This window comes from Streptomyces sp. NPDC023157 (genome assembly GCF_055560575.1).
Genome location: NZ_JBVHIL010000006.1, coordinates 560,077 through 578,630 on the forward strand (window position 1 = coordinate 560,077; position 18,554 = coordinate 578,630).

Below are 18,554 nucleotides of genomic sequence, written 5' to 3' on the forward strand. Positions count from 1 at the left end.
GCATGCCCATGTCGATGATCCGTGACCTGCGCGCGGCCGTCCGGCCCTCCCTGCGCCACCCCCTGCGCAAGACCGACACCGCCTCCCCGTACGCCAACTACGACGCCACCCGCGACCCCACGGCCGCCACCGCCGTCGTCGACTGCGCCGTCTACCGGGACGGGCGCCGGGTCGACGACCGGGACTGCCTCACGCCGCGCGGCGCGATGCGCCAGGTACGGGACGCCGGCGGCTTCGCCTGGATCGGCCTGCACGAGCCCACCGAGGCCGAATTCGCCGGTATCGCCGCCGAGTTCGGGCTGCACCCGCTCGCCGTCGAGGACGCCGTCCACGCCCACCAGCGGCCCAAGCTGGAGCGGTACGACGACACCCTCTTCACCGTCTTCAAGACGATCCACTACGTCGAGCACGCCGAGCTCACCGCGACCAGCGAGGTCGTCGAGACCGGCGAGGTCATGTGCTTCACCGGCCCCGACTTCGTCATCACCGTCCGGCACGGCGGCCAGGGCTCGCTGCGCAACCTCCGGCACCGCCTCCAGGGCGAGCCGGAGCTGCTCGCCAAGGGCCCCTCGGCCGTGCTGCACGCCATCGCGGACCACGTCGTCGACGGCTACATCGCGGTCGCCGACGCCGTCGAACTCGACATCGACCAGATCGAGATCGACGTCTTCTCGCCGCCCGCCAAGGGCTCCACGCGCGGCGCCGACACCGGCCGGATCTACCAGCTCAAGCGCGAGGTCCTGGAGTTCAAGCGGGCCGTCACGCCGCTGCTGCGCCCGATGCAGCTGCTGAGCGAGCGTCCGATGCGGCTGGTCGACCCCGACATCCAGAAGTACTTCCGTGACGTCGCCGACCACCTCGCGCGGGTCCAGGAGCAGGTCGTCGGCTTCGACGAACTGCTCAACTCGATCCTCCAGGCCAACCTGGCGCAGGCGACCGTCGCGCAGAACGAGGACATGCGCAAGATCACCTCGTGGGCGGCGATCGTCGCCGTCCCGACGGCCGTCTGCGGCGTGTACGGCATGAACTTCACGTACATGCCCGAACTGGAGTGGAAGTTCGGCTACCCGATGGTGCTGGCCGGCATCGCCGCCATCTGTTTCACCATCCACCGCACCCTCAAGCGCAACGGCTGGCTGTAGCGCGGGCCGCGCACGCCGCTCGATAGGCTGCGGGGCATGACAGACGCGCTGCTCGGGTCCGCCCTCGTCGAGGAGGCCACCAAGAAGTCCGGCCTCATCTGGGTACGGGGCGAGGCCCCCGCCGCCCGTGCGCTCTGGCACGTCTGGGCCGACGGCGCCGCGCTCGTCGTCGGCGACGGCCCCGGCGAGCAGCCGCTGCCCGGCCTGGTCGACGGCGGCACCGCCGAGGTCACCGTCCGCAGCAAGGACAAGGGCGGCCGGATCGTCGCCTGGACCGCCGCGGTGAGCGAGCTCGCCCCGCGCGGCGAGGCCTGGGAGGCGGCGGTCGCCGAGCTGAAGGGCAAGCGGCTCAACGCGCACGACGGCGAGGCGATGCCCGAGCGCTGGGCGCGCGAGTGCCGGGTGGTGCGCCTGGAACCCCGCGCCTCGACCACCGACCTGCCGGACGGCTCCCTGGCCGCCGTACCGCTGCCCTCGCCGGTGCTCACCCGCCGACCGATCCCGGCGGGCCTGCCGAAGCTCCTCTTCAAGAAGCGCCGCAAGAGCTGACCCCTCAAGGTCACGCGCGCGGCAGCTGCTTGCCGTAGTCCAGGGTCTGGCTCTTCGACGGGGCGGCCAGCGGGAAGTCCTTGTCCCACTCGGAGAGCATCACCACGCCCGCGCCGCCGCCGCGCGCGAAGCGCAACGGGAACGGGACGCCGTCCAGGGCCACGTCGAGCGAGCCGCCCTCGGCGTCCTCGCCGCCCTTGACGTTGACCGTGCGGATGCCGCCGATCTTGTCGCGGCCGCCCTTCACGACGTCCCCGTGCAGCCCGATGAGACCGTCCAGCAGCAGGTCCATGTCGGTGAAGCCGCGCAGCTGCTTGTACGAGGGGTCGTCCTGCGGCACCTTCACGTACATGTCGTCCAGCTTGTCGGCCGCCTCGGAACCGGCGTCCGACGGCGCCTCGGTGGAGGCGTCCCCGTGCGCCCAGAAGCCGGCGTCGGCCTTCATGTAGAGCGCCTCGCCGACCCGCAGCAGCTCGAAGGTGCTGTTCTTCGTGATCACCGAGCCGCTCGCGCCGTCCTGCTTGAGCCGCATGTTCAGCTTGTACGTGCCGCCCTTGCTGACCAGCGTGCCCGCGAGACGTACCGCCTTCGCGCCGTCCGCGGCCGCCTGCGCCTTCTGCTCGATGGCCGTCGGGGAGAGTCTGCCGACTCCGTTGGTCCCCTCGTCCGGGTCGGCGGCGCAGGCGGACAGGGAGGCCGCCAGGCCCGCGCAGAGCGCCAGGGGCAGGGCGGCCCTGCGGATGCGCGAGGACGCAAGGCGAACGGTCACCAGGGCTGCCTCTCGTGTCGGTGGGGGACGGGACAGTGGGAGCCGGATGCCGGTGGGGACGGCAGACCGCAGCGTACCCGTGCCGGGTGACGTACCCGCAGGCAGCCGGACGGGCGCTCTGCCGGAGCGGCCTCCGGCGGCACGGGCTAGCCTGAACCAGGCACAGCTGGAAATGACCCGAATCGTGCGGCACCGAGGAGGCGCGTGGCATGGCGGCAGGCGCCCCCCGGATCTTCGTCTCGCACCTCGCCGGCGTCCCCGTCTTCGACCCGGTGGGCGACCAGGTCGGCCGGGTGAGCGACCTGGTCGCCATGCTGCGGGTGGGCCGGCGCCCGCCGCGGCTGCTCGGCATGGTCGTGGAGGTGCTCTCCCGGCGCCGGGTGTTCGTGCCCATGACCCGGATCACCGGCGTCGAGTCCGGGCAGGTCATCACCACCGGCGTCGTCAACATGCGCCGCTTCGAACAGCGCCCGACCGAACGGCTCGTGCTCGGCGAACTCCTCGACCGGCGGGTCCGCCTGGTCGGACCGCAGGGCCAGGAGGGCGAGGAGGTCACCGTCCTCGACGTGGCCATCCAGCAGCTGCCGGCCCGCCGCGACTGGGAGATCGACAAGGTCTTCGTCCGGCGCGGCAAGGGCGGGGCGCTGCGCCGCAAGGGCGAGACGCTGACCGTCGAGTGGTCCGCCGTCACCGGCTTCTCCCTGGAGGAGCACGGCCAGGGCGCCGAGAACCTGGTGGCCACCTTCGAGAAGCTGCGCCCCGCCGACCTCGCCAACGTGCTGCACCACCTCACCCCCAAGCGCCGGGCCGAGGTCGCCGCGGCCCTCGACGACGACCGGCTCGCCGACGTCCTGGAGGAGCTGCCGGACGACGACCAGATCGAGATCCTGGGCAAGCTGAAGGAGGAGCGGGCCGCGGACGTCCTGGAGGCGATGGACCCCGACGACGCCGCCGACCTGCTGTCCGAGCTGCCGGAGGAGGACAAGGAACGGCTCCTGACGCTCATGCGGCCGGACGACGCGGCGGACGTGCGCCGGCTCATGGCGTACGAGGAGCGGACCGCGGGCGGTCTGATGACCACCGAGCCGATCGTGCTGCGCCCGGACGCGACGGTCGCCGACGCGCTGGCCCGGGTGCGCCAGCAGGACCTGTCCCCCGCGCTCGCCGCGCAGGTGTACGTGTGCCGGCCGCCGGACGAGACGCCGACGGGCAAGTACCTGGGCACCGTGCACTTCCAGCGGCTGCTGCGGGACCCGCCGTTCACGCTGGTCAGCTCGCTCGTCGACAGCGATCTGCCGCCGCTCGGCCCGGACACCCCGCTGCCGGCCGTCACCAGCTACTTCGCCGCGTACAACCTGGTGGCGGCGCCGGTGGTGGACGAGAGCGGTTCGCTGCTCGGGGCGGTGACCGTCGACGACGTGCTCGACCACCTGCTGCCGGACGACTGGCGGGAGACCGAGTTCCACGAGGAGGGGGTGCACGGTGGCTGAGCGCACACAGGAGCGGGACCGCGAGCGGGAGCGGCAGCTGCCCCGGATCCGGCTGGACCAGCCGCGCGTACGGCGGCCCCGGTTCCTGCCCGAGTACGACCCGGAGGCCTTCGGGCGTCTCTCCGAGCGGATCGCGCGCTTCCTGGGGACGGGGCGGTTCATCGTCTGGATGACGGTGATCATCATCGCCTGGGTGGTGTGGAACGTCTCCGTCCCGGAGCCGCTGCGCTTCGACACGTACCCGTTCATCTTCCTGACCCTGATGCTGTCGCTGCAGGCCTCGTACGCGGCGCCGCTGATCCTGCTCGCGCAGAACCGGCAGGACGACCGGGACCGGGTCAACCTCGAACAGGACCGCAAGCAGAACGAGCGCTCGATCGCGGACACCGAGTACCTGACCCGGGAGATCGCGGCGCTGCGGATGGGCCTGGGCGAGGTGGCCACCCGCGACTGGATGCGGTCGGAGCTCCAGGACCTGCTGAAGGAGCTGGAGGAGCGCCAGCCCCGGGGCAATGGGGAGCGCCGGGATCTATTCCCGGGGGACGGCGCGCGCGGGAGTGACGTACCCGACCGTTGACAGGGCTTTCATGGGGCGGTGGTCGTCGCCGTACCATCTGTTCTATGGCTACGGAAGACGCGGTGCTTGAGGCACTGGCGACGGTGAACGACCCCGAGATCAACAAACCGATCACCGAGCTCGGCATGGTGAAGTCGGTGGAGATCGGATCCGACGGCAGGGTCGCCGTCACGGTCTATCTCACGGTCTCCGGCTGCCCGATGCGCGACACCATCACCCAGCGCGTGACGGACGCCGTCTCCCGCGTCGAGGGCGTCACGGGCGTCGACGTCACGCTGGACGTGATGAGCGACGAGCAGCGCAAGGAGCTCGCCTCCGCGCTGCGCGGCACCACCGCCGAGCGCGAGGTCCCCTTCGCGAAGCCCGGCTCGCTGACCCGGGTGTACGCGGTGGCCTCCGGCAAGGGCGGCGTCGGCAAGTCCTCGGTGACGGTCAACCTGGCGGCGGCGATGGCGGCCGACGGGCTGAAGGTCGGTGTCGTCGACGCCGACATCTACGGCCACAGCGTGCCGCGCATGCTGGGCGCGGACGGGCGTCCGACCCAGGTCGAGAACATGATCATGCCGCCGTCGGCGAACGGCGTGAAGGTCATCTCCATCGGCATGTTCACCCCGGGCAACGCCCCGGTGGTGTGGCGCGGCCCGATGCTCCACCGAGCACTCCAGCAGTTCCTCGCCGACGTGTACTGGGGCGACCTGGACGTCCTGCTGCTCGACCTGCCGCCGGGCACCGGCGACATCGCCATCTCCGTCGCCCAGCTGGTGCCGAACGCGGAGATCCTGGTCGTCACCACCCCGCAGCAGGCGGCGGCGGAGGTCGCCGAGCGGGCCGGTTCGATCGCCGTGCAGACCCACCAGAAGATCGTCGGCGTCGTCGAGAACATGGCCGGCCTGCCGTGTCCGCACTGCGACGAGATGGTCGACGTGTTCGGCACGGGCGGTGGCCAGCGGGTCGCCGACGGGCTGACGAAGACCACCGGCGCGAACGTCCCGGTGCTCGGCTCGATCCCGATCGACGTACGGCTGCGCGAGGGCGGCGACGAGGGCAAGCCGGTCGTCCTGTCCGACCCGGACTCCCCGGCCGGCGCGGCCCTGCGCGCCATCGCCGGCAAGCTGGGCGGCCGCCAGCGCGGCCTGTCGGGCATGAGCCTGGGCATCACGCCGCGCAACAAGTTCTGAGACGGGGAAAGGGCGCCCTTCGGGGCGCCCTTTCGCGTGCCTGCGTGCCGTGCCGTCAGGCGTACAGGCCCAGGTCCTTGACCGTCGCGAAGCCCAGGCCGTACGCGCTCATCCCGCGCCCGTACGCCCCGATGTGCACGCCGGTCGCCGAACCGGCCAGCACCCAGCCGAACTCGGACTCGCGGTAGTGGAACGGCACCGGGACGCCGTCCACGGGCAGCGAGAGCGTCGACCAGGCCGGCCCGTCGAGGTCGTCGGCGAGCTCGAAGGCCGTCTCCGTCTGCTGGTCCAGCCAGTCGTTCCGCCGCGTGTGGTCGAGGTTGGCGGGCCAGGTCTGGGCGAGCAGCCCCGAGCCGGCCAGCCAGGCCGCGGAGGAGACCGTGGTGGCCTCCAGGACGCCCGTGCCGTCGCCGGTGCGGCGCACGGGGTTCGCGGCGACGGTCACGACGACGGCGAAGCGCTCCTTCTCGGCGCCGACGGCCTCGGACTTTATCGACGGCTCGTCACCGTGGCCCATCGAGCCGTACTGGACGGTGCCGTCCGCGGCCGTGCCGATCTGCATCAGCCGGCGCGGGCCGGTGAACGCCTCGTCGAGCCCGTACCAGGCGAAGGGCGCGCGCAGAAACCCCTCGGTCTCCACCCGACTCGTCGTCTTCATCTCGGCCGCCTCCTCGTCGCTCCCCCGGACCTCGTCCGGGGGTACCCCAAGGGGGAGGATAGCCACCGAGCCGCGCTCGTTCGGTGACAGGCCGTCGTCAGGTGGCGTCGGAGTCGTACGGCGGGCGCTCGACGGTGTCCGGCTTGTCCTGCTTCTTCAGGAGGTCCGGCGGGGCGGAGCCGTTCACCGCGGCGGGCGCGGCGGGCGCCGTGGACGCGGTGGGCGCCGTCTCGCGGCCGTGGACGGCGTCGGCGACCTCGTTCATCTCCTTCTTCAGGTCGAAGCTGGAGCGGAGCTCGTTGAGCTCCTTGAAGTCCTGGTTCTCCGCGAGCTGCTTGCGGATGAAGTTCTTCGGGTTGAGGTCCTCGAACTCGAAGTCCTTGAACTCCGGGCCGAGCTCGCTGCGGATGTCCGCCTTGGCGCTGTCCGAGAACTCCCGGATCTTGCGGATGAAGCGGGAAACGTCCTGGATCATCTTCGGCAGCTTCTCGGGGCCGAAGATGAGCACGGCGAGCACCACGAGCGTCACCAGCTCGAGTGCGCCTATGTCGCTGAACACCCTGTAGCTCCTTCACGCCGGTCCCGGGCCCGGTCCACCGTACCCGCCGAAACTGCCTGGCGGGTACCTCGTGGTGACCTCCGCATGGCGCCTAGGCGCCCGAGGAGGAACCGAGCGTCAACGTCTTTGTCTGCTCTTTGCCGTCGCGGGTCAGCGTCAGCTTCAGGCGGTCGCCGGGGCGGTGGGCGCGGATCTTCACTATCAGCTCCTCGCCGCTGTGCACGCGCTGCCCGTCGACCTTGGTGATGACGTCGCCCGGCCTGATCCCGGCGCGGGCCGCGGGGCCGTCGGGGGTGACGGACGAGGTGCCGTCCTTGCCCTTCGCGCCGACCTTGGCCCCGTCGCCGGTGTACTGCATGTCGAGGCTGACGCCGATGACCGGGTGAGCTGCCTTGCCGGTGTTGATGAGCTCCTCGGCGACCCGCTTGCCCTGGTTGACGGGGATGGCGAAGCCGAGACCGATCGAGCCGGACTGGCCGCCGCTCTCGGAGCTGTTGCTCGCGGCGCGAATCGCGCTGTTGATGCCGATGACCCGGCCCCGGGAGTCGAGCAGCGGGCCGCCCGAGTTGCCGGGGTTGATCGGGGCGTCGGTCTGGAGGGCGTCGACGTAGCTGATGTCGGTGCCGTCGCCCTTCTCGCCGCCGGCCGTGATCGGGCGCTCCTTGGCGCTGATGATGCCGGAGGTGACCGTGTTCGACAGGTCGAAGGGGGCGCCGATCGCGACGACCGGGTCGCCGACGCGGACGGTGTCGGAGTTGCCCAGCGGCAGCGGCCTGAGGCCCGAGACGCCGGAGACCCGGATGACGGCGAGGTCGTAGCCGGTGTCACGGCCGATCAGCTTGGCGCGGGCCGACTCGCCGTTGCTGAAGGTGACGGAGATCTCGCCGGAGGCGGCCGCCGCGTCCACGACGTGGTTGTTGGTCAGGATGTTGCCGCGGGTGTCGAGCACGAAACCGGTGCCGGTGCCGGAGGAACCGCTCCCGCTCACATGGATGGTGACGACGCCCGGCAGGGCCCCGGCGGCGATCCCCGCGACGCTGCCGGGCGCGCGGCCCTCCGCCTCGGGGCCGGCCTGGGGCAGCTCGACGGTGGTGATCCCGCCGTTGCGCTCGATGTACGCGCCGACGCCGCCGCCGACGACTCCGGTGACCAGCGCGAAGGCCAGGGCACCGACGAGCGCGAGACCGCGCCGCGACTTCCGGGCCTTCACCGTGACCGGCGGGACGACCGGCCCCCCGGCGAGCGGCACGGAGGCCGCCCACGGGTCGTACGCGGGCGCCACGGCCATGGGCCGCTGCACAGGCGGCGCGGGCGCCCACGGCCCCGGCTCGCCGTAGGGCGGGGTGCGGTAGGGGTCGGGGGCGTGCAGGGGCTGGGCCTCCGGGTGCGGCTGCGCCGGTACGGGGGCGGGGACGGGCGGCTGGTCCCCGGCGGGCGCGACGGGCGCGACGGGCGCGACGAGAGACGGCTCGGCGGAGACGGGCTCGGCCGACAGAGGCTCGGCGGAGAGCGGGCCGGGAGCGATCGGCTCGGCGTGGGCCGACTCGGCGTAGGCCGACTCGGCGTGGCGCGGGTCGGTGGACCCGGGCGCGGGTGCGGGCGCGGGTTCGGCCGCGGGCGCGGGCGCGGGCGCGGCGGGCGGCGGTATCACGGCCGCCGGCGCCGAGGTCTCCGAGCGCGCGGGCGCCTCGGGCGCGGCCGCCGCCTCGGGACGTACGGTCCCGGGCGCCTCGGGCTCGGCCGGGGCCGACTCCGCGGCGGGTGCCGGGACGGGCTCCGTCACCGGGGCCGGAACCGGCTCCGCGGCCGGTGCCGGGGCGGGCGCCGGGACCGGCTCCACCGCAGGTGCCGGCGTCGGGGCCGGTGCCGCCAGGGTGAAGTCCGTGTCCCCGGCCTGGGCCCCCGCCGCGTCCGGGGACGGGGCCGGGGGCTGGTCAGGTGGCGGGATGGGTGTGGTCGACGGACGGCTCCACCAGGTCGGCTTCCCGTTCTTCATGCTCTCCCCGCAACAGATGACCTGTCCGCGCCCACCGGTTCGTCGGGCGCGCCCCTGCCCCTGGATTCAACCAGGTCACCGGTCAGCGGTGGGAGGGGCTGGGGGCGGGGGTGGCGGTCGGGGCGGTTCCGGGCGCGTAGGAGAGCCTGAGCGCGGGAGCCGCCGGGCGTATGAACGGGGACAGTTCCAGGCGGGCCGGCACCACGGTGGGGGCCGTCACCGGGGGCTGCTCGCGGCGGGAGCCCGAGGCGAAGGTCGCCGGGGCCCGCAGCGGGGTCACGTTGTTGCCGGTGCCCTGGCCGCGCGCCCCGTCGAGCGGCAGCGTGCCGCCCAGCGCGATCGCGGCGAAGGAGACCGCGCTGGCCGCCGCGAAGGCGAACCGGCGGCCCCGCCCCGAGGAGCGGTCGCCGACCTCGTGGATCCGGAAGCCGGAGTGCGGGGTGACGGGCGCGGCCGTGGCGAAGCCGTCGGACCGCAGCCCTCCGCCGCGCAGGAGGTCGTCGAAAGGACCCCCCTGGTCATTCGGTCCCCCCGGCAGCCCCTGGAGCCGCGCCAACAGCCCCTCCGAGGGTGGAGGGGGCGCACTGGAGGCGAAGACGCTCTTCAGGGTGCGCTGGGCGTCCGCCTCGGCCTTGCACTTGGGGCAGGTGGCGAGGTGGGCGAGGACCCGTTCGCGGGCGTCATGGCCGAGTTCGCCGTCGACGAGCGCGGCGAGCCGGTCGCCGAGGTGCTGATCCGCGAGGTTCTGCCCGGCGAGGTGCTGTTCCGCCGGGGTCGCTGACGGACGGGTGCCGCTCACGCCGATCCGCCCTCCCAGCCGACTGCGGCGAGCGCCCGCTCCGCGCGCGCCTCGGGCGAGCGGTGCTTGAGCGCCTTGCGCAGGTGGGAGCGGCCGCGGTGGATGCGGCTGCGGACGGTGCCCAGCTTCACGCCGAGGGTCGCGGCGATCTCCTCGTAGGAGAGGCCTTCGATGTCGCAGAGGACGACCGCGGCACGGAACTCGGGCGCGAGGGTGTCCAGGGCCTGCTGCACGTCGGCGTCGAAGTGGGTGTCGTTGAACGCCTGCTGCGGGGACGGCTCACGGCTGGGCAGCCGCTCGGCGGCGTCGTCGGCGAGCGCGTCGAAGCGGATGCGCTGCTTGCGGCGGACCATGTCCAGGAACAGGTTGGTCGTGATGCGGTGCAGCCAGCCCTCGAAGGTGCCGGGCGTGTAGGACGACAGCGAGCGGAAGACCCGGACGAAGACCTCCTGGGTCAGGTCCTCGGCGTCGTGCTGGTTGCCCGTCAGACGGTACGCGAGTCGGTAGACCCGGCCGCTGTGCGTGCTGACGATCTCCTCCCAGCTGGGCGGAGTCCACGCCTGCGATTCCGCATCCGATGCGAAGGTCGCGGTGGTGGGTGCGGAGTCGGCGGTGCGGGAACGGTCAGCGGTGTCGGTCACGGATTTCGGCTCACCCGCCGATCCGAGAAGGCGCCGAAGCCTCCCTCTCCGATCCACAGGCGCAGCCGCACCTCCCCTATCGGCTCTGGTGGTGTCCAGTGGAGCCCCTACCATAGCCACCTCGCCCGTTAGCTCCGGATAAGAATCTTTACGCGAATTTGGGGCCGGCTCAGGCCGCCGTCCCGTCTCGCTTCCTGTCTCTAGGAACGCGCGGTCCCATCTGCGGGTTCCCGCGCGCAGCGGATACAGTCGACGCCTGCGTCAACTACGGGGACAGGCACGGGGACAGGAGAGGGCCATTACCGCCAACCGGCAGACGAGCTGGGCGTTCGCCGACGCCTTTGTCGCCGAGGACGAAGCGCTGCGCTGGGCCCGTGACCGGGCCCGGGAGGCAGGGGTGCCCTCGGTGTCGCCGGGAACGGGCGCCGCTCTGCGGCTGCTGGCCGCCACGGCGGACGCCAAGGCGGTGGCGGAGATCGGTACGGGCACGGGCGTGTCGGGGATCTATCTGCTGCTCGGGATGCGCCCGGACGGGGTGCTGACCACCGTGGACATGGACCCGGAGCGGCAGGCGCACGCGAAGGCGGCGTTCCGCGCGGCGGGCTTCGCGGGCAACCGGGCGCGGTTCATCCCCGGCCGTGCCCTGGAGGTCCTGCCCCGGCTGGCGGACGGCGGGTACGACCTCGTGTTCTGCGACGGCGACCGCACGGAGTCCCTGGACTATCTCGCTGAATCGTTGCGCCTGCTGCGACCGGGCGGTCTGGTCTGCTTCGAGGGCGTCTTCGCGGACGGCCGCACGGTGGACTCGGCGGCCCAGCCGGCCGAGGTGCTGCGGATACGCGAGCTGCTGCGCACGGTGCGGGAGAGCCCGGCGCTGCTGCCGACCCTGCTGCCGGTCGGCGACGGCCTGCTGTGCGCGGTCCGCAGGGGCGTCTAGGGCCTGTCCGGCGGATCAGGGTCGGGTAGGTCGCGGCGTCTGGTGCGGTGCATCGCAAGGCGCCGGAGCCCGGTACACCTCTGCCCCGGCACGGTGGGTACCGTACCGGGGCAGAAGTGGAAATCCGTGACAGGGGGTGCGTCAGCCGACGACGCTCTTCAGTGCGTCACCGAGCGCCTTCGCCTCGTCCGGGGTCAGCTCGACGACGAGCCGGCCGCCGCCTTCGAGCGGAACGCGCATGACAATGCCCCGCCCCTCCTTTGTCACCTCGAGCGGGCCGTCACCCGTCCGCGGCTTCATGGCCGCCATGCTCGTTCCCCTTCCTGAAACCAGCTCATCCAAAGCATCGAACACGATTGCTTCCCGGTCATTATCCCGCATCAGAGGACCCGATGACCAACATCAGGCGGCATCGCTTCCGCAACGCGCTTTCACAAAACCGCATATTTCGCCGATCCACCTGCGATACTGCGCCGCTGCCGCTCCCCGTTCGGGCCCGGATTCTTTGACGCAGGTCACATGCTGCGGGCCGGTGATCTCCGCCATGCTGAGGGGGTCAATCGACGCAATGAGGCGAAGGGACCCCCGCGATGGCCGACACGGTGCTGTACGAGGTGAGCGACGGGCTCGCCACCATCACCATCAACCGCCCCGAGGCCATGAACGCCATGAACGTGGCGGCGAAGGTGGCCCTGCGCGAGGCGGTCGAGACGGCCGCCGCCGACCCGGACGTACGGGCGGTGCTGCTGACCGCCGCGGGCGACCGCGCGTTCTGTGTGGGCCAGGACCTGAAGGAGCACGTCGGGCTCCTGCTCCAGGACCAGGAGTCCGGCACGCGGGCCACGATGAACACGGTCCGCGACCACTACAACCCGATCGTGCGGGCGCTCACCGGGATGACGAAGCCGGTCGTCGCGGCGGTCAACGGCGTGGCGGCCGGAGCCGGTTTCGGCTTCGCGCTGGCGGCGGACTACCGGGTGGTGGCGGACACGGCCGCCTTCAACACCTCGTTCGCCGGGGTCGCCCTCACCGCCGACTCGGGCATGTCCTGGACGCTGCCCCGGCTGATCGGCCACAGCCGCGCCGCCGACCTGCTGCTCTTCCCGCGCTCGATCGGCGCCCAGGAGGCGTACGAGCTGGGCATCGTGAACCGGCTCGTCCCGGCCGGGTCGCTCGCCGAGGAGGCCGCGAAGGTGGCCCGGAAGCTGGCCGAGGGGCCGACCGTCGCCTACGCGGCGCTGAAGGAGTCCCTCGCGTACGGGGCGGACCACTCGCTCGCCGAGGCGCTGGAGAAGGAGGACGAGCTCCAGACGAAGGCGGGCGCGTCGGAGGACCACACGATCGCCGTGCAGGCCTTCGTCGCCAAGGAGAAGCCGAAGTACCTGGGCCGCTGAGCGGCCCGCGGGGGCGCCGGCTCAGCGGCCGGCGCCGCGCGCCACGCAGCCGGCGACGTGGTCGTCGACCAGACCGCAGGCCTGCATCAGCGCGTACGCCGTGGTCGGGCCGATGAACCGCAGTCCGCGCTTCTTCAGCGCCTTGGACAGGGCCGTCGACTCGTCCGTCACGGCCGGCACCTCGCCCGTGCCGGCCGGGACCGGGCGGGTCGCCGGGTCCGGCGCGTACGACCAGATCAGCTCGTCCAGCTCGCCGGGGGCCCAGCCGACGAGCACCTGCGCGTTGGCGATGGTGGCGTCGATCTTGGCGCGGTTGCGGATGATCCCCTCGTCGCCCAGGAGCCGTTCGCGGTCGGTGTCGGTGAACCGGGCCACCTCGGTGATCCGGAAGCCGGAGAAGGCCGTACGGAAGCCCTCACGGCGCCGCAGGATCGTGATCCACGAGAGCCCGGACTGGAAGGCCTCCAGGCACAGGCGCTCGAACAGGGCGTCGTCGCCGTGGACCGGGCGGCCCCACTCCTCGTCGTGGTACGCCACGTAGTCCTCGGCCGACAGGCCCCACGGGCAGCGCAGCAGTCCGTCGGGCCCCGCGATCGCACGGCCCTCGCTCACGCGCCGTCCTCCCCGTCCCGAGGGGCGTCGCCCGGGGCGGCGTCCCTCGGCCCCGGGCCGGTCAGGGCCGTCTCCAGCTCCGCGATCCGGGCGTCGCGCTCGGCGAGCTCGGCGCCGAGCCGCCCGAGGACGTCGTCGACGTCCGCCATCCGGTAGCCCCGGACGGCGACGGGCAGCCGCAGCGCCTCGACATCGGCCTGGCCGACCGGGCGGGTCGCGGGGAGCGGATCGATCAGTTGCTCGGGCGCCGCCTCGGGCAGCACCTCGCCGTCGCCGCCGCCGACCACCGCCAGGGTGACCGCCGCGACGACCACGACCATCGTGATCAGCAGAAACCAGAACACCAGCGCGCGCCTCTCCCCGTCCGTGGAAAACGTCCGGTGCCGATCGTGCCATGCGGCACCGACAGTTAGGGTCGCAGACGATGCGGCGACCGGTCGCAAGGGAGGACATAAGGGATGCTGCGCTTGGGACCGCGTGAATTCGGGCCGCACGAGCCGGTGATCATGGCGATCGTGAACCGGACCCCGGACTCCTTCTACGACCAGGGGGCGACCTTCACGGACGAACCGGCCCTCGCCCGGGTGGAGCAGGCCGTGGCCGAGGGTGCCGCGATCATCGACATCGGCGGCGTCAAGGCGGGCCCCGGCGAGGAGGTCACGGCCGAGGAGGAGGCGCGGCGCACGGTCGGCTTCGTGGCCGAGGTGCGGCGGCGCCACCCGTCCGTCGTGATCAGCGTGGACACCTGGCGGGCGGATGTCGGCGAGGCGGTGTGCGAGGCCGGCGCGGACGTCCTGAACGACGCGTGGGGCGGGGTCGACCCGCGGCTCGCGGAGGTCGCCGCGAAGTACGGCGCGGGGCTCGTCTGCACCCACGCGGGCGGTGCGGAGCCGCGGACCCGGCCGCACCGGACCGCGTACGAGGACGTGATGGACGACATCCTGCGGGTCACGGTCGGGCTCGCCGAGCGGGCGGTGGCGCTGGGGGTGCGGCGCGACGGGATCATGATCGACCCGGGTCACGACTTCGGGAAGAACACGCGGCACAGCCTGGAGGCGACGCGGCGGCTCGGGGAGATGGCGGCGACCGGGTGGCCGGTGCTCGTGTCCCTGTCCAACAAGGACTTCGTCGGGGAGACCCTGGACCGGCCGGTCAAGGAGCGGGTGCTCGGGACGCTGGCGACGACGGCGGTTTCGGCGTGGCTGGGGGCGCGGGTTTACCGGGTGCACGAGGTGGCCGAGACGCGGCAGGTGCTGGACATGGTGGCGTCCATCGCGGGGCATCGGCCCCCGGCGGTGGCTCGGCGCGGGCTGGCGTAGCCGGGAGGGCCCCCCGGCGGGTGGGGTCGTGCCCACCCGTTCCGCCCCGGCGGAACGGGTGCCCACAACCCCGGCCGGACGGTCCTAGCGCCCGACCTCCTTCGTCACCAGCGCGACCGCCTCGTCCACGTCGTCCGTGAGGTGGAAGAGGAGGAGGTCGTGTTCGGAGGCCTTGCCGCCGGCCACGACGGAGTCGCGGAGCCAGTCGACGAGGCCCTTCCAGTACGCGGTGCCGAAGAGGACGATCGGGAACCGGGTGACCTTGCTGGTCTGGACCAGGGTCAGGGCCTCGAAGAGCTCGTCGAGGGTGCCGAGGCCGCCGGGCAGGACGACGAAGCCCTGCGCGTACTTCACGAACATCGTCTTGCGGACGAAGAAGTAGCGGAAGTTCACGCCGATGTCGACGTGCGGGTTGAGGCCCTGCTCGAAGGGGAGCTCGATGCCGAGGCCCACGGAGACGCCCTTGGCCTCCCGGGCGCCCTTGTTGGCCGCCTCCATGGCGCCCGGGCCGCCGCCGGTGATGACGGCGAAGCCCGCTTCGACGAGGGCGCGGCCGATGCGTACACCGGCCTCGTACTCGGGCGAGTCGGGCTTGGTGCGGGCCGAGCCGAAGACGCTGATCGCGCTGGGCAGTTCGGCCAGGGCGCCGAAGCCCTCGACGAACTCGGACTGGATGCGCATGACCCGCCAGGGGTCGGTGTGCACCCACTCCGAGTCGCCCTCGGTGTCGAGCAGGCGCTGGTCCGTGGTGCCGGGCTGGACCTGGTCACGGCGCCTGAGCACCGGTCCCAGCCTCTGCTCCTCCGGCTTCTTCGGGTCCTCGGGGACACCCATGGCCTGCTCCTTTCACCGTTCCACTGATCTTCCGGTCCGGTCAGGGTAGGTCCACAGAGGTGACGAAAAGCGAAATTCCGGGAATCAGTCGGTCAGCCAGTCACGGAGCCTTGCCTCGCAGTGGTGGATCCGCTCGACGTGCACGTGCTCGTCGCGCTTGTGGGCGTAGATGGGGTCGCCGGGCCCGTAGTTGACCGCGGGGACGCCCAGCGCGCTGAAGCGGGCGACGTCGGTCCAGCCGAACTTGGGGCGGGCGCTGCCGCCGACCGCCTTCATGAAGGCCGCGGCGGCGGGGTGCGAGAGGCCGGGCAGGGCGCCGCCGCTCTCGTCGTCGATCTCGAACTCGGCGACGCCGCAGTCCGCGAAGACCTCGCGGACGTGGGCCACGGCCTGCTCCGGGGAGAGGTCGGGGGCGTAGCGGTAGTTGACGGTGACCACGCAGGCGTCGGGGATGACGTTGGTGGCGACACCGCCCTCGATGCCGACGGCGTTGAGGCCCTCGTGGAACTCCAGGCCGTCGATGACCGGCTTGCGCGGCTCGTACGCGGCCAGGCGGGCCAGGATGGGCGCGGCGGCGTGGATGGCGTTGGATCCCATCCAGGAGCGCGCGGAGTGGGCCCGCTCGCCCGTGGTGTGCAGCTTGACGCGCAGGGTCCCCTGGCAGCCGCCCTCGACCTCGCCGAAGGAGGGCTCCAGGAGGACGGCGAAGTCGCCCGCGAGCCAGTCCGGGTGGGCGTCGGCGATCTTGCCGAGGCCGTTGAGGTGGGCGGCGACCTCCTCGTTGTCGTAGAAGACGAACGTGAGGTCGCGGTTGGGCGCGGGGACGGTGGCGGCGATCCGCAGCTGGACGGCGACGCCCGACTTCATGTCGGAGGTGCCGCAGCCCCACAGGATGCCGTCCTCGTCGAGCCGGGACGGCACGTTGTCCGCGATGGGCACGGTGTCGATGTGTCCGGCGAGGACGACCCGCTCGCCGTGACCGAGGCGGGTGCGCGCGACGACGTTGTTGCCGTACCGGTCGACGGTGAGGTGCGGCAGTCCGCGCAGGGCCTGCTCGATCGCGTCGGCGAGCGGCTTCTCGGTGCCGCTGACGGACGGGAAGTCGACCAGGGCGGCGGTCAGCGCGGCGCCGTCGAGCGTGAGGTCCAGCGGAGTCTCTCCAGGAGCGGTGTCAGCCATGTGCCGACCCTAACGCGGCCTCCAGTACGGTGGGGCGCGTGTCCGAGCCCACCCGTCCCCCCAGCCCCGCACGTCGCGGACGTCTCGCCCGGCTCACGGCCGCGTTCGCCGTGCTCCTCGGGCTGGTCGCCTATGTCGCCGTGCATTACGTCACGGGGAGCAAGGGCGCGCCGCGGTGCAGTGTCGGGAGCGGGGCGAACCGGTACGAGTTCACCCCGGAGCAGGCGTCCAACGCGGCGACGATCGCGGCCGTGGGCACCACCCGGGGGATGCCGGAGCGCGCGGTGACCATCGCGCTGGCGACGGCGCTCCAGGAGTCGGCGCTGTACAACATCGAGCACGGCGACCGTGACTCGCTCGGCCTGTTCCAGCAACGCCCCTCGCAGGGCTGGGGGACGCCCGAGCAGATCATCGACCCGGTGTACGCGTCGGGGAAGTTCTACGAGGGACTGGAGAAGGTCCCGGGGTATTCGCGGCTGCCGCTGACGGTGGCGGCGCAGAAGGTGCAGCGCAGCGGTTTCCCGCAGGCGTACGCGAAGCACGAGCCGGACGCGGCGCTGCTGTCGGCGGCGCTGACCGGCCGGGCGCCGGCCTCGCTGGCGTGCACGGCGGACGTGGCGGAGGGCCGGCCGGGCGATCCGGCGCGGGTGCGGGACGAGGTGGTCCGCGCCTTCGGCGAGCGGGCGAAGCCCCGGGTGACGCCCCCGGACGCGAAGGGCGCGCCTTCGGGCGGGCCGGGCGCGGGGGCCGCGGCCGTCGAGCTCTCCGTACCGGTGCGGGCGGCCACGGGGTCGCGGGAGCAGCGCGGCTGGGAGCTGGCGCAGTGGGCGGTGGCGCGGGCGGACGAGCTGCGGGTCGCCGAGGTGGCGTACGGGGACCGGGTCTGGCGGGCGGACGACTCGTCGGGCGAGTGGGAGCCGGTGAAGCGCGACGGCGGCGCCAAGGGCGCCGGAAACACCGGCGGGACCGACGGCGCCCAGGGGGCCGAGGGCACGGGCGGCACCGGCGGCACGGACGGCTCCTGGGTCCGGCTCAGACTCACCGCCAGATAGCGCCGCTACCCAAAATTCCGCACGCCCGGCCGCCTCCCGGCCGCACTCCCGGCCGCACGCCCGGCCGCACGACCGCATGCCGGGCCCGTGCGGGCAGCCGTACGGACTGTCCCCCGGACGTGTCATCCGGCGCGCGCGCCGCAGAGCTCTCCGGGCAGCTTTCCCGTCGCATGTCATGTCACGGCAATCCCCGTGCGGCGCAAGGGAAGTGACGGTTCCGCAGGCGGCGGCGCATGGGCGTGTTCGTCCGCTTTCCTCCCCACCCGACAATACGACGCATTACCCAGTCTTTACCTTCGGCGTCCGCAACCTCCCCCTCCCCACGGCCGGTTGTCACTGCGTCCAACCGCAAACGCCCCCTCCGCTGAAGGAGCACCATGTCCCTCCCCCTGACCCGTCGGATCGCCCGCGCCGCCCTGCTCATCGCGGCCGGAGCAGCGCCGGTGGTCGGTGCGGCCGGCTCCGCGAGCGCCGTGGACCAGTCCCTCGCCCCGACCGGCGCCCTGTCGGGTCTGACCCAGCTCGACGGTGCCGCCACCGGTTCCACCCTCGACACCGCCTCGCAGACCGCGACCGGCGTCGTCGGCGAGACCGGCAGCAAGGCCGTCGGCACGGCCGTCCCGGCGGCCGGCAAGACCCTGGGCACGGCGGGCAAGACCGCCACCCCGGCCGCCCAGCAGGTCGCGGGCGACGCCGCCGGCAGCGCGGGCGAGGTCGTCGGCCAGACCGCGGGCGCGGCCGCCGAGAGCGCCGAGGGGCCGACCGGTGGCACCCTGGGCGGCCTGCCCACCAAGGGCGTGCCCGCGCCGACCCTCCCGCTCGGGGGTGGCCTGCCGCTCGGCGGCTGACCTCCGCCGCACACGGGTGAG

Annotated in this window: 21 protein-coding genes; 10 read left to right on the forward strand and 11 right to left on the reverse strand. The window is 72.8% G+C overall.

Features of this window, described 5'->3' with window-relative positions:
* Nucleotides 1–8: 8 nt before the first annotated feature.
* Nucleotides 9–1,142 (forward strand): magnesium and cobalt transport protein CorA, encoded by a 1,134-nt coding sequence (locus tag ACZ3ZE_RS24275; RefSeq protein WP_361166659.1) that lies wholly within the window; start codon nucleotides 9–11, stop codon nucleotides 1,140–1,142.
* A 36-nt stretch (nucleotides 1,143–1,178) separates the two neighbouring features.
* Nucleotides 1,179–1,691 (forward strand): hypothetical protein, encoded by a 513-nt coding sequence (locus ACZ3ZE_RS24280; RefSeq protein WP_363291779.1) that lies wholly within the window; start codon nucleotides 1,179–1,181, stop codon nucleotides 1,689–1,691.
* Nucleotides 1,692–1,701: 10 nt separating this feature from the next.
* Here the strand turns inward: ACZ3ZE_RS24280 and ACZ3ZE_RS24285 are convergent, their stop codons facing one another.
* Nucleotides 1,702–2,460 carry a hypothetical protein gene (locus ACZ3ZE_RS24285; protein ID WP_361166654.1) on the reverse strand — a complete coding sequence of 253 codons (759 nt, stop codon included), beginning with the start codon at nucleotides 2,458–2,460 and terminating at the stop codon, nucleotides 1,702–1,704.
* 209 nt (nucleotides 2,461–2,669) lie between these two features.
* Here ACZ3ZE_RS24285 and ACZ3ZE_RS24290 point away from each other — a divergent pair, with 209 nt between their 5' ends.
* The 3 genes from ACZ3ZE_RS24290 to ACZ3ZE_RS24300 are packed head-to-tail and all read left to right on the forward strand — an operon-like array spanning nucleotide 2,670 to nucleotide 5,705.
* The gene (locus ACZ3ZE_RS24290) at nucleotides 2,670–3,950 is read left to right on the forward strand and encodes a magnesium transporter MgtE N-terminal domain-containing protein (protein ID WP_361166651.1); all 1,281 of its coding nucleotides are present in this window, start codon (nucleotides 2,670–2,672) and stop codon (nucleotides 3,948–3,950) included.
* A complete protein-coding gene (locus ACZ3ZE_RS24295) occupies nucleotides 3,943–4,527 on the forward strand; it encodes a DUF1003 domain-containing protein (RefSeq protein WP_361166648.1) in 585 nt (194 codons plus the stop codon). Before ACZ3ZE_RS24290 ends, ACZ3ZE_RS24295 begins: the two co-directional genes overlap by 8 nt.
* A 44-nt stretch (nucleotides 4,528–4,571) precedes the next feature.
* A complete protein-coding gene (locus tag ACZ3ZE_RS24300) occupies nucleotides 4,572–5,705 on the forward strand; it encodes an Mrp/NBP35 family ATP-binding protein (RefSeq protein ID WP_361166645.1) in 1,134 nt (377 codons plus the stop codon).
* A 55-nt stretch (nucleotides 5,706–5,760) separates the two neighbouring features.
* Here ACZ3ZE_RS24300 and ACZ3ZE_RS24305 read toward each other — a convergent pair whose 3' ends face one another.
* From ACZ3ZE_RS24305 to sigE, 5 genes are all read right to left on the reverse strand, one after another.
* Entirely contained in the window at nucleotides 5,761–6,363 is a 603-nt protein-coding gene (locus ACZ3ZE_RS24305) for a hypothetical protein (RefSeq protein WP_361166642.1), read from the reverse strand.
* Nucleotides 6,364–6,460: 97 nt separating this feature from the next.
* The gene (locus ACZ3ZE_RS24310) at nucleotides 6,461–6,922 is read right to left on the reverse strand and encodes a sec-independent translocase (protein WP_467260653.1); all 462 of its coding nucleotides are present in this window, start codon (nucleotides 6,920–6,922) and stop codon (nucleotides 6,461–6,463) included.
* A gap of 91 nt (nucleotides 6,923–7,013) precedes the next feature.
* Complete coding sequence (locus tag ACZ3ZE_RS24315; protein WP_467260656.1) at nucleotides 7,014–8,918, reverse strand: S1C family serine protease; 1,905 nt, start codon at nucleotides 8,916–8,918, stop codon at nucleotides 7,014–7,016.
* Between the two features lie 82 nt (nucleotides 8,919–9,000).
* On the reverse strand, nucleotides 9,001–9,717 hold the full coding sequence (locus ACZ3ZE_RS24320; RefSeq protein WP_361166633.1) for an anti-sigma factor family protein: 717 nt from the start codon (nucleotides 9,715–9,717) through the stop codon (nucleotides 9,001–9,003).
* Nucleotides 9,714–10,472, reverse strand: coding sequence for an RNA polymerase sigma factor SigE (gene sigE, locus ACZ3ZE_RS24325; RefSeq protein ID WP_361166630.1), 759 nt, complete (start codon nucleotides 10,470–10,472; stop codon nucleotides 9,714–9,716). Before sigE ends, ACZ3ZE_RS24320 begins: the two co-directional genes overlap by 4 nt.
* Before the next feature lie 142 nt (nucleotides 10,473–10,614).
* Here sigE and ACZ3ZE_RS24330 point away from each other — a divergent pair, with 142 nt between their 5' ends.
* Complete coding sequence (locus ACZ3ZE_RS24330; protein WP_361167689.1) at nucleotides 10,615–11,295, forward strand: O-methyltransferase; 681 nt, start codon at nucleotides 10,615–10,617, stop codon at nucleotides 11,293–11,295.
* A gap of 141 nt (nucleotides 11,296–11,436) precedes the next feature.
* Here the strand turns inward: ACZ3ZE_RS24330 and ACZ3ZE_RS24335 are convergent, their stop codons facing one another.
* Entirely contained in the window at nucleotides 11,437–11,604 is a 168-nt protein-coding gene (locus ACZ3ZE_RS24335) for a DUF3117 domain-containing protein (protein WP_361166627.1), read from the reverse strand.
* 281 nt (nucleotides 11,605–11,885) lie between these two features.
* Here ACZ3ZE_RS24335 and chcB point away from each other — a divergent pair, with 281 nt between their 5' ends.
* Entirely contained in the window at nucleotides 11,886–12,689 is an 804-nt protein-coding gene (chcB, locus tag ACZ3ZE_RS24340; RefSeq protein WP_361625291.1) for a 2-cyclohexenylcarbonyl CoA isomerase, read from the forward strand.
* 21 nt (nucleotides 12,690–12,710) lie between these two features.
* On the opposite strand, the gene ACZ3ZE_RS24345 is transcribed toward chcB, so the two are convergent.
* Complete coding sequence (locus tag ACZ3ZE_RS24345; RefSeq protein WP_361166621.1) at nucleotides 12,711–13,301, reverse strand: DNA-3-methyladenine glycosylase I; 591 nt, start codon at nucleotides 13,299–13,301, stop codon at nucleotides 12,711–12,713.
* Complete coding sequence (locus ACZ3ZE_RS24350; protein ID WP_361166618.1) at nucleotides 13,298–13,645, reverse strand: DivIVA domain-containing protein; 348 nt, start codon at nucleotides 13,643–13,645, stop codon at nucleotides 13,298–13,300. Before ACZ3ZE_RS24350 ends, ACZ3ZE_RS24345 begins: the two co-directional genes overlap by 4 nt.
* Nucleotides 13,646–13,759: 114 nt before the next feature.
* Here ACZ3ZE_RS24350 and folP point away from each other — a divergent pair, with 114 nt between their 5' ends.
* The gene (gene folP / locus ACZ3ZE_RS24355) at nucleotides 13,760–14,620 is read left to right on the forward strand and encodes a dihydropteroate synthase (RefSeq protein WP_361166615.1); all 861 of its coding nucleotides are present in this window, start codon (nucleotides 13,760–13,762) and stop codon (nucleotides 14,618–14,620) included.
* Nucleotides 14,621–14,704: 84 nt separating this feature from the next.
* On the opposite strand, the gene ACZ3ZE_RS24360 is transcribed toward folP, so the two are convergent.
* Complete coding sequence (locus ACZ3ZE_RS24360; protein ID WP_361166612.1) at nucleotides 14,705–15,454, reverse strand: LOG family protein; 750 nt, start codon at nucleotides 15,452–15,454, stop codon at nucleotides 14,705–14,707.
* 84 nt (nucleotides 15,455–15,538) lie between these two features.
* Entirely contained in the window at nucleotides 15,539–16,633 is a 1,095-nt protein-coding gene (dapE, locus tag ACZ3ZE_RS24365; RefSeq protein ID WP_361166609.1) for a succinyl-diaminopimelate desuccinylase, read from the reverse strand.
* Between the two features lie 29 nt (nucleotides 16,634–16,662).
* On the opposite strand from dapE, the gene ACZ3ZE_RS24370 reads away from it, so the two are divergent.
* Both ACZ3ZE_RS24370 and ACZ3ZE_RS24375 read left to right on the forward strand, forming a co-directional pair.
* Nucleotides 16,663–17,685: a VldE C-terminal domain-containing protein gene (locus ACZ3ZE_RS24370; RefSeq protein ID WP_467260659.1), complete on the forward strand. Its 1,023-nt coding sequence runs from the start codon at nucleotides 16,663–16,665 to the stop codon at nucleotides 17,683–17,685.
* A 377-nt stretch (nucleotides 17,686–18,062) separates the two neighbouring features.
* Complete coding sequence (locus ACZ3ZE_RS24375) at nucleotides 18,063–18,533, forward strand: ATP-binding protein (protein WP_361166603.1); 471 nt, start codon at nucleotides 18,063–18,065, stop codon at nucleotides 18,531–18,533.
* Nucleotides 18,534–18,554: the final 21 nt, after the last annotated feature.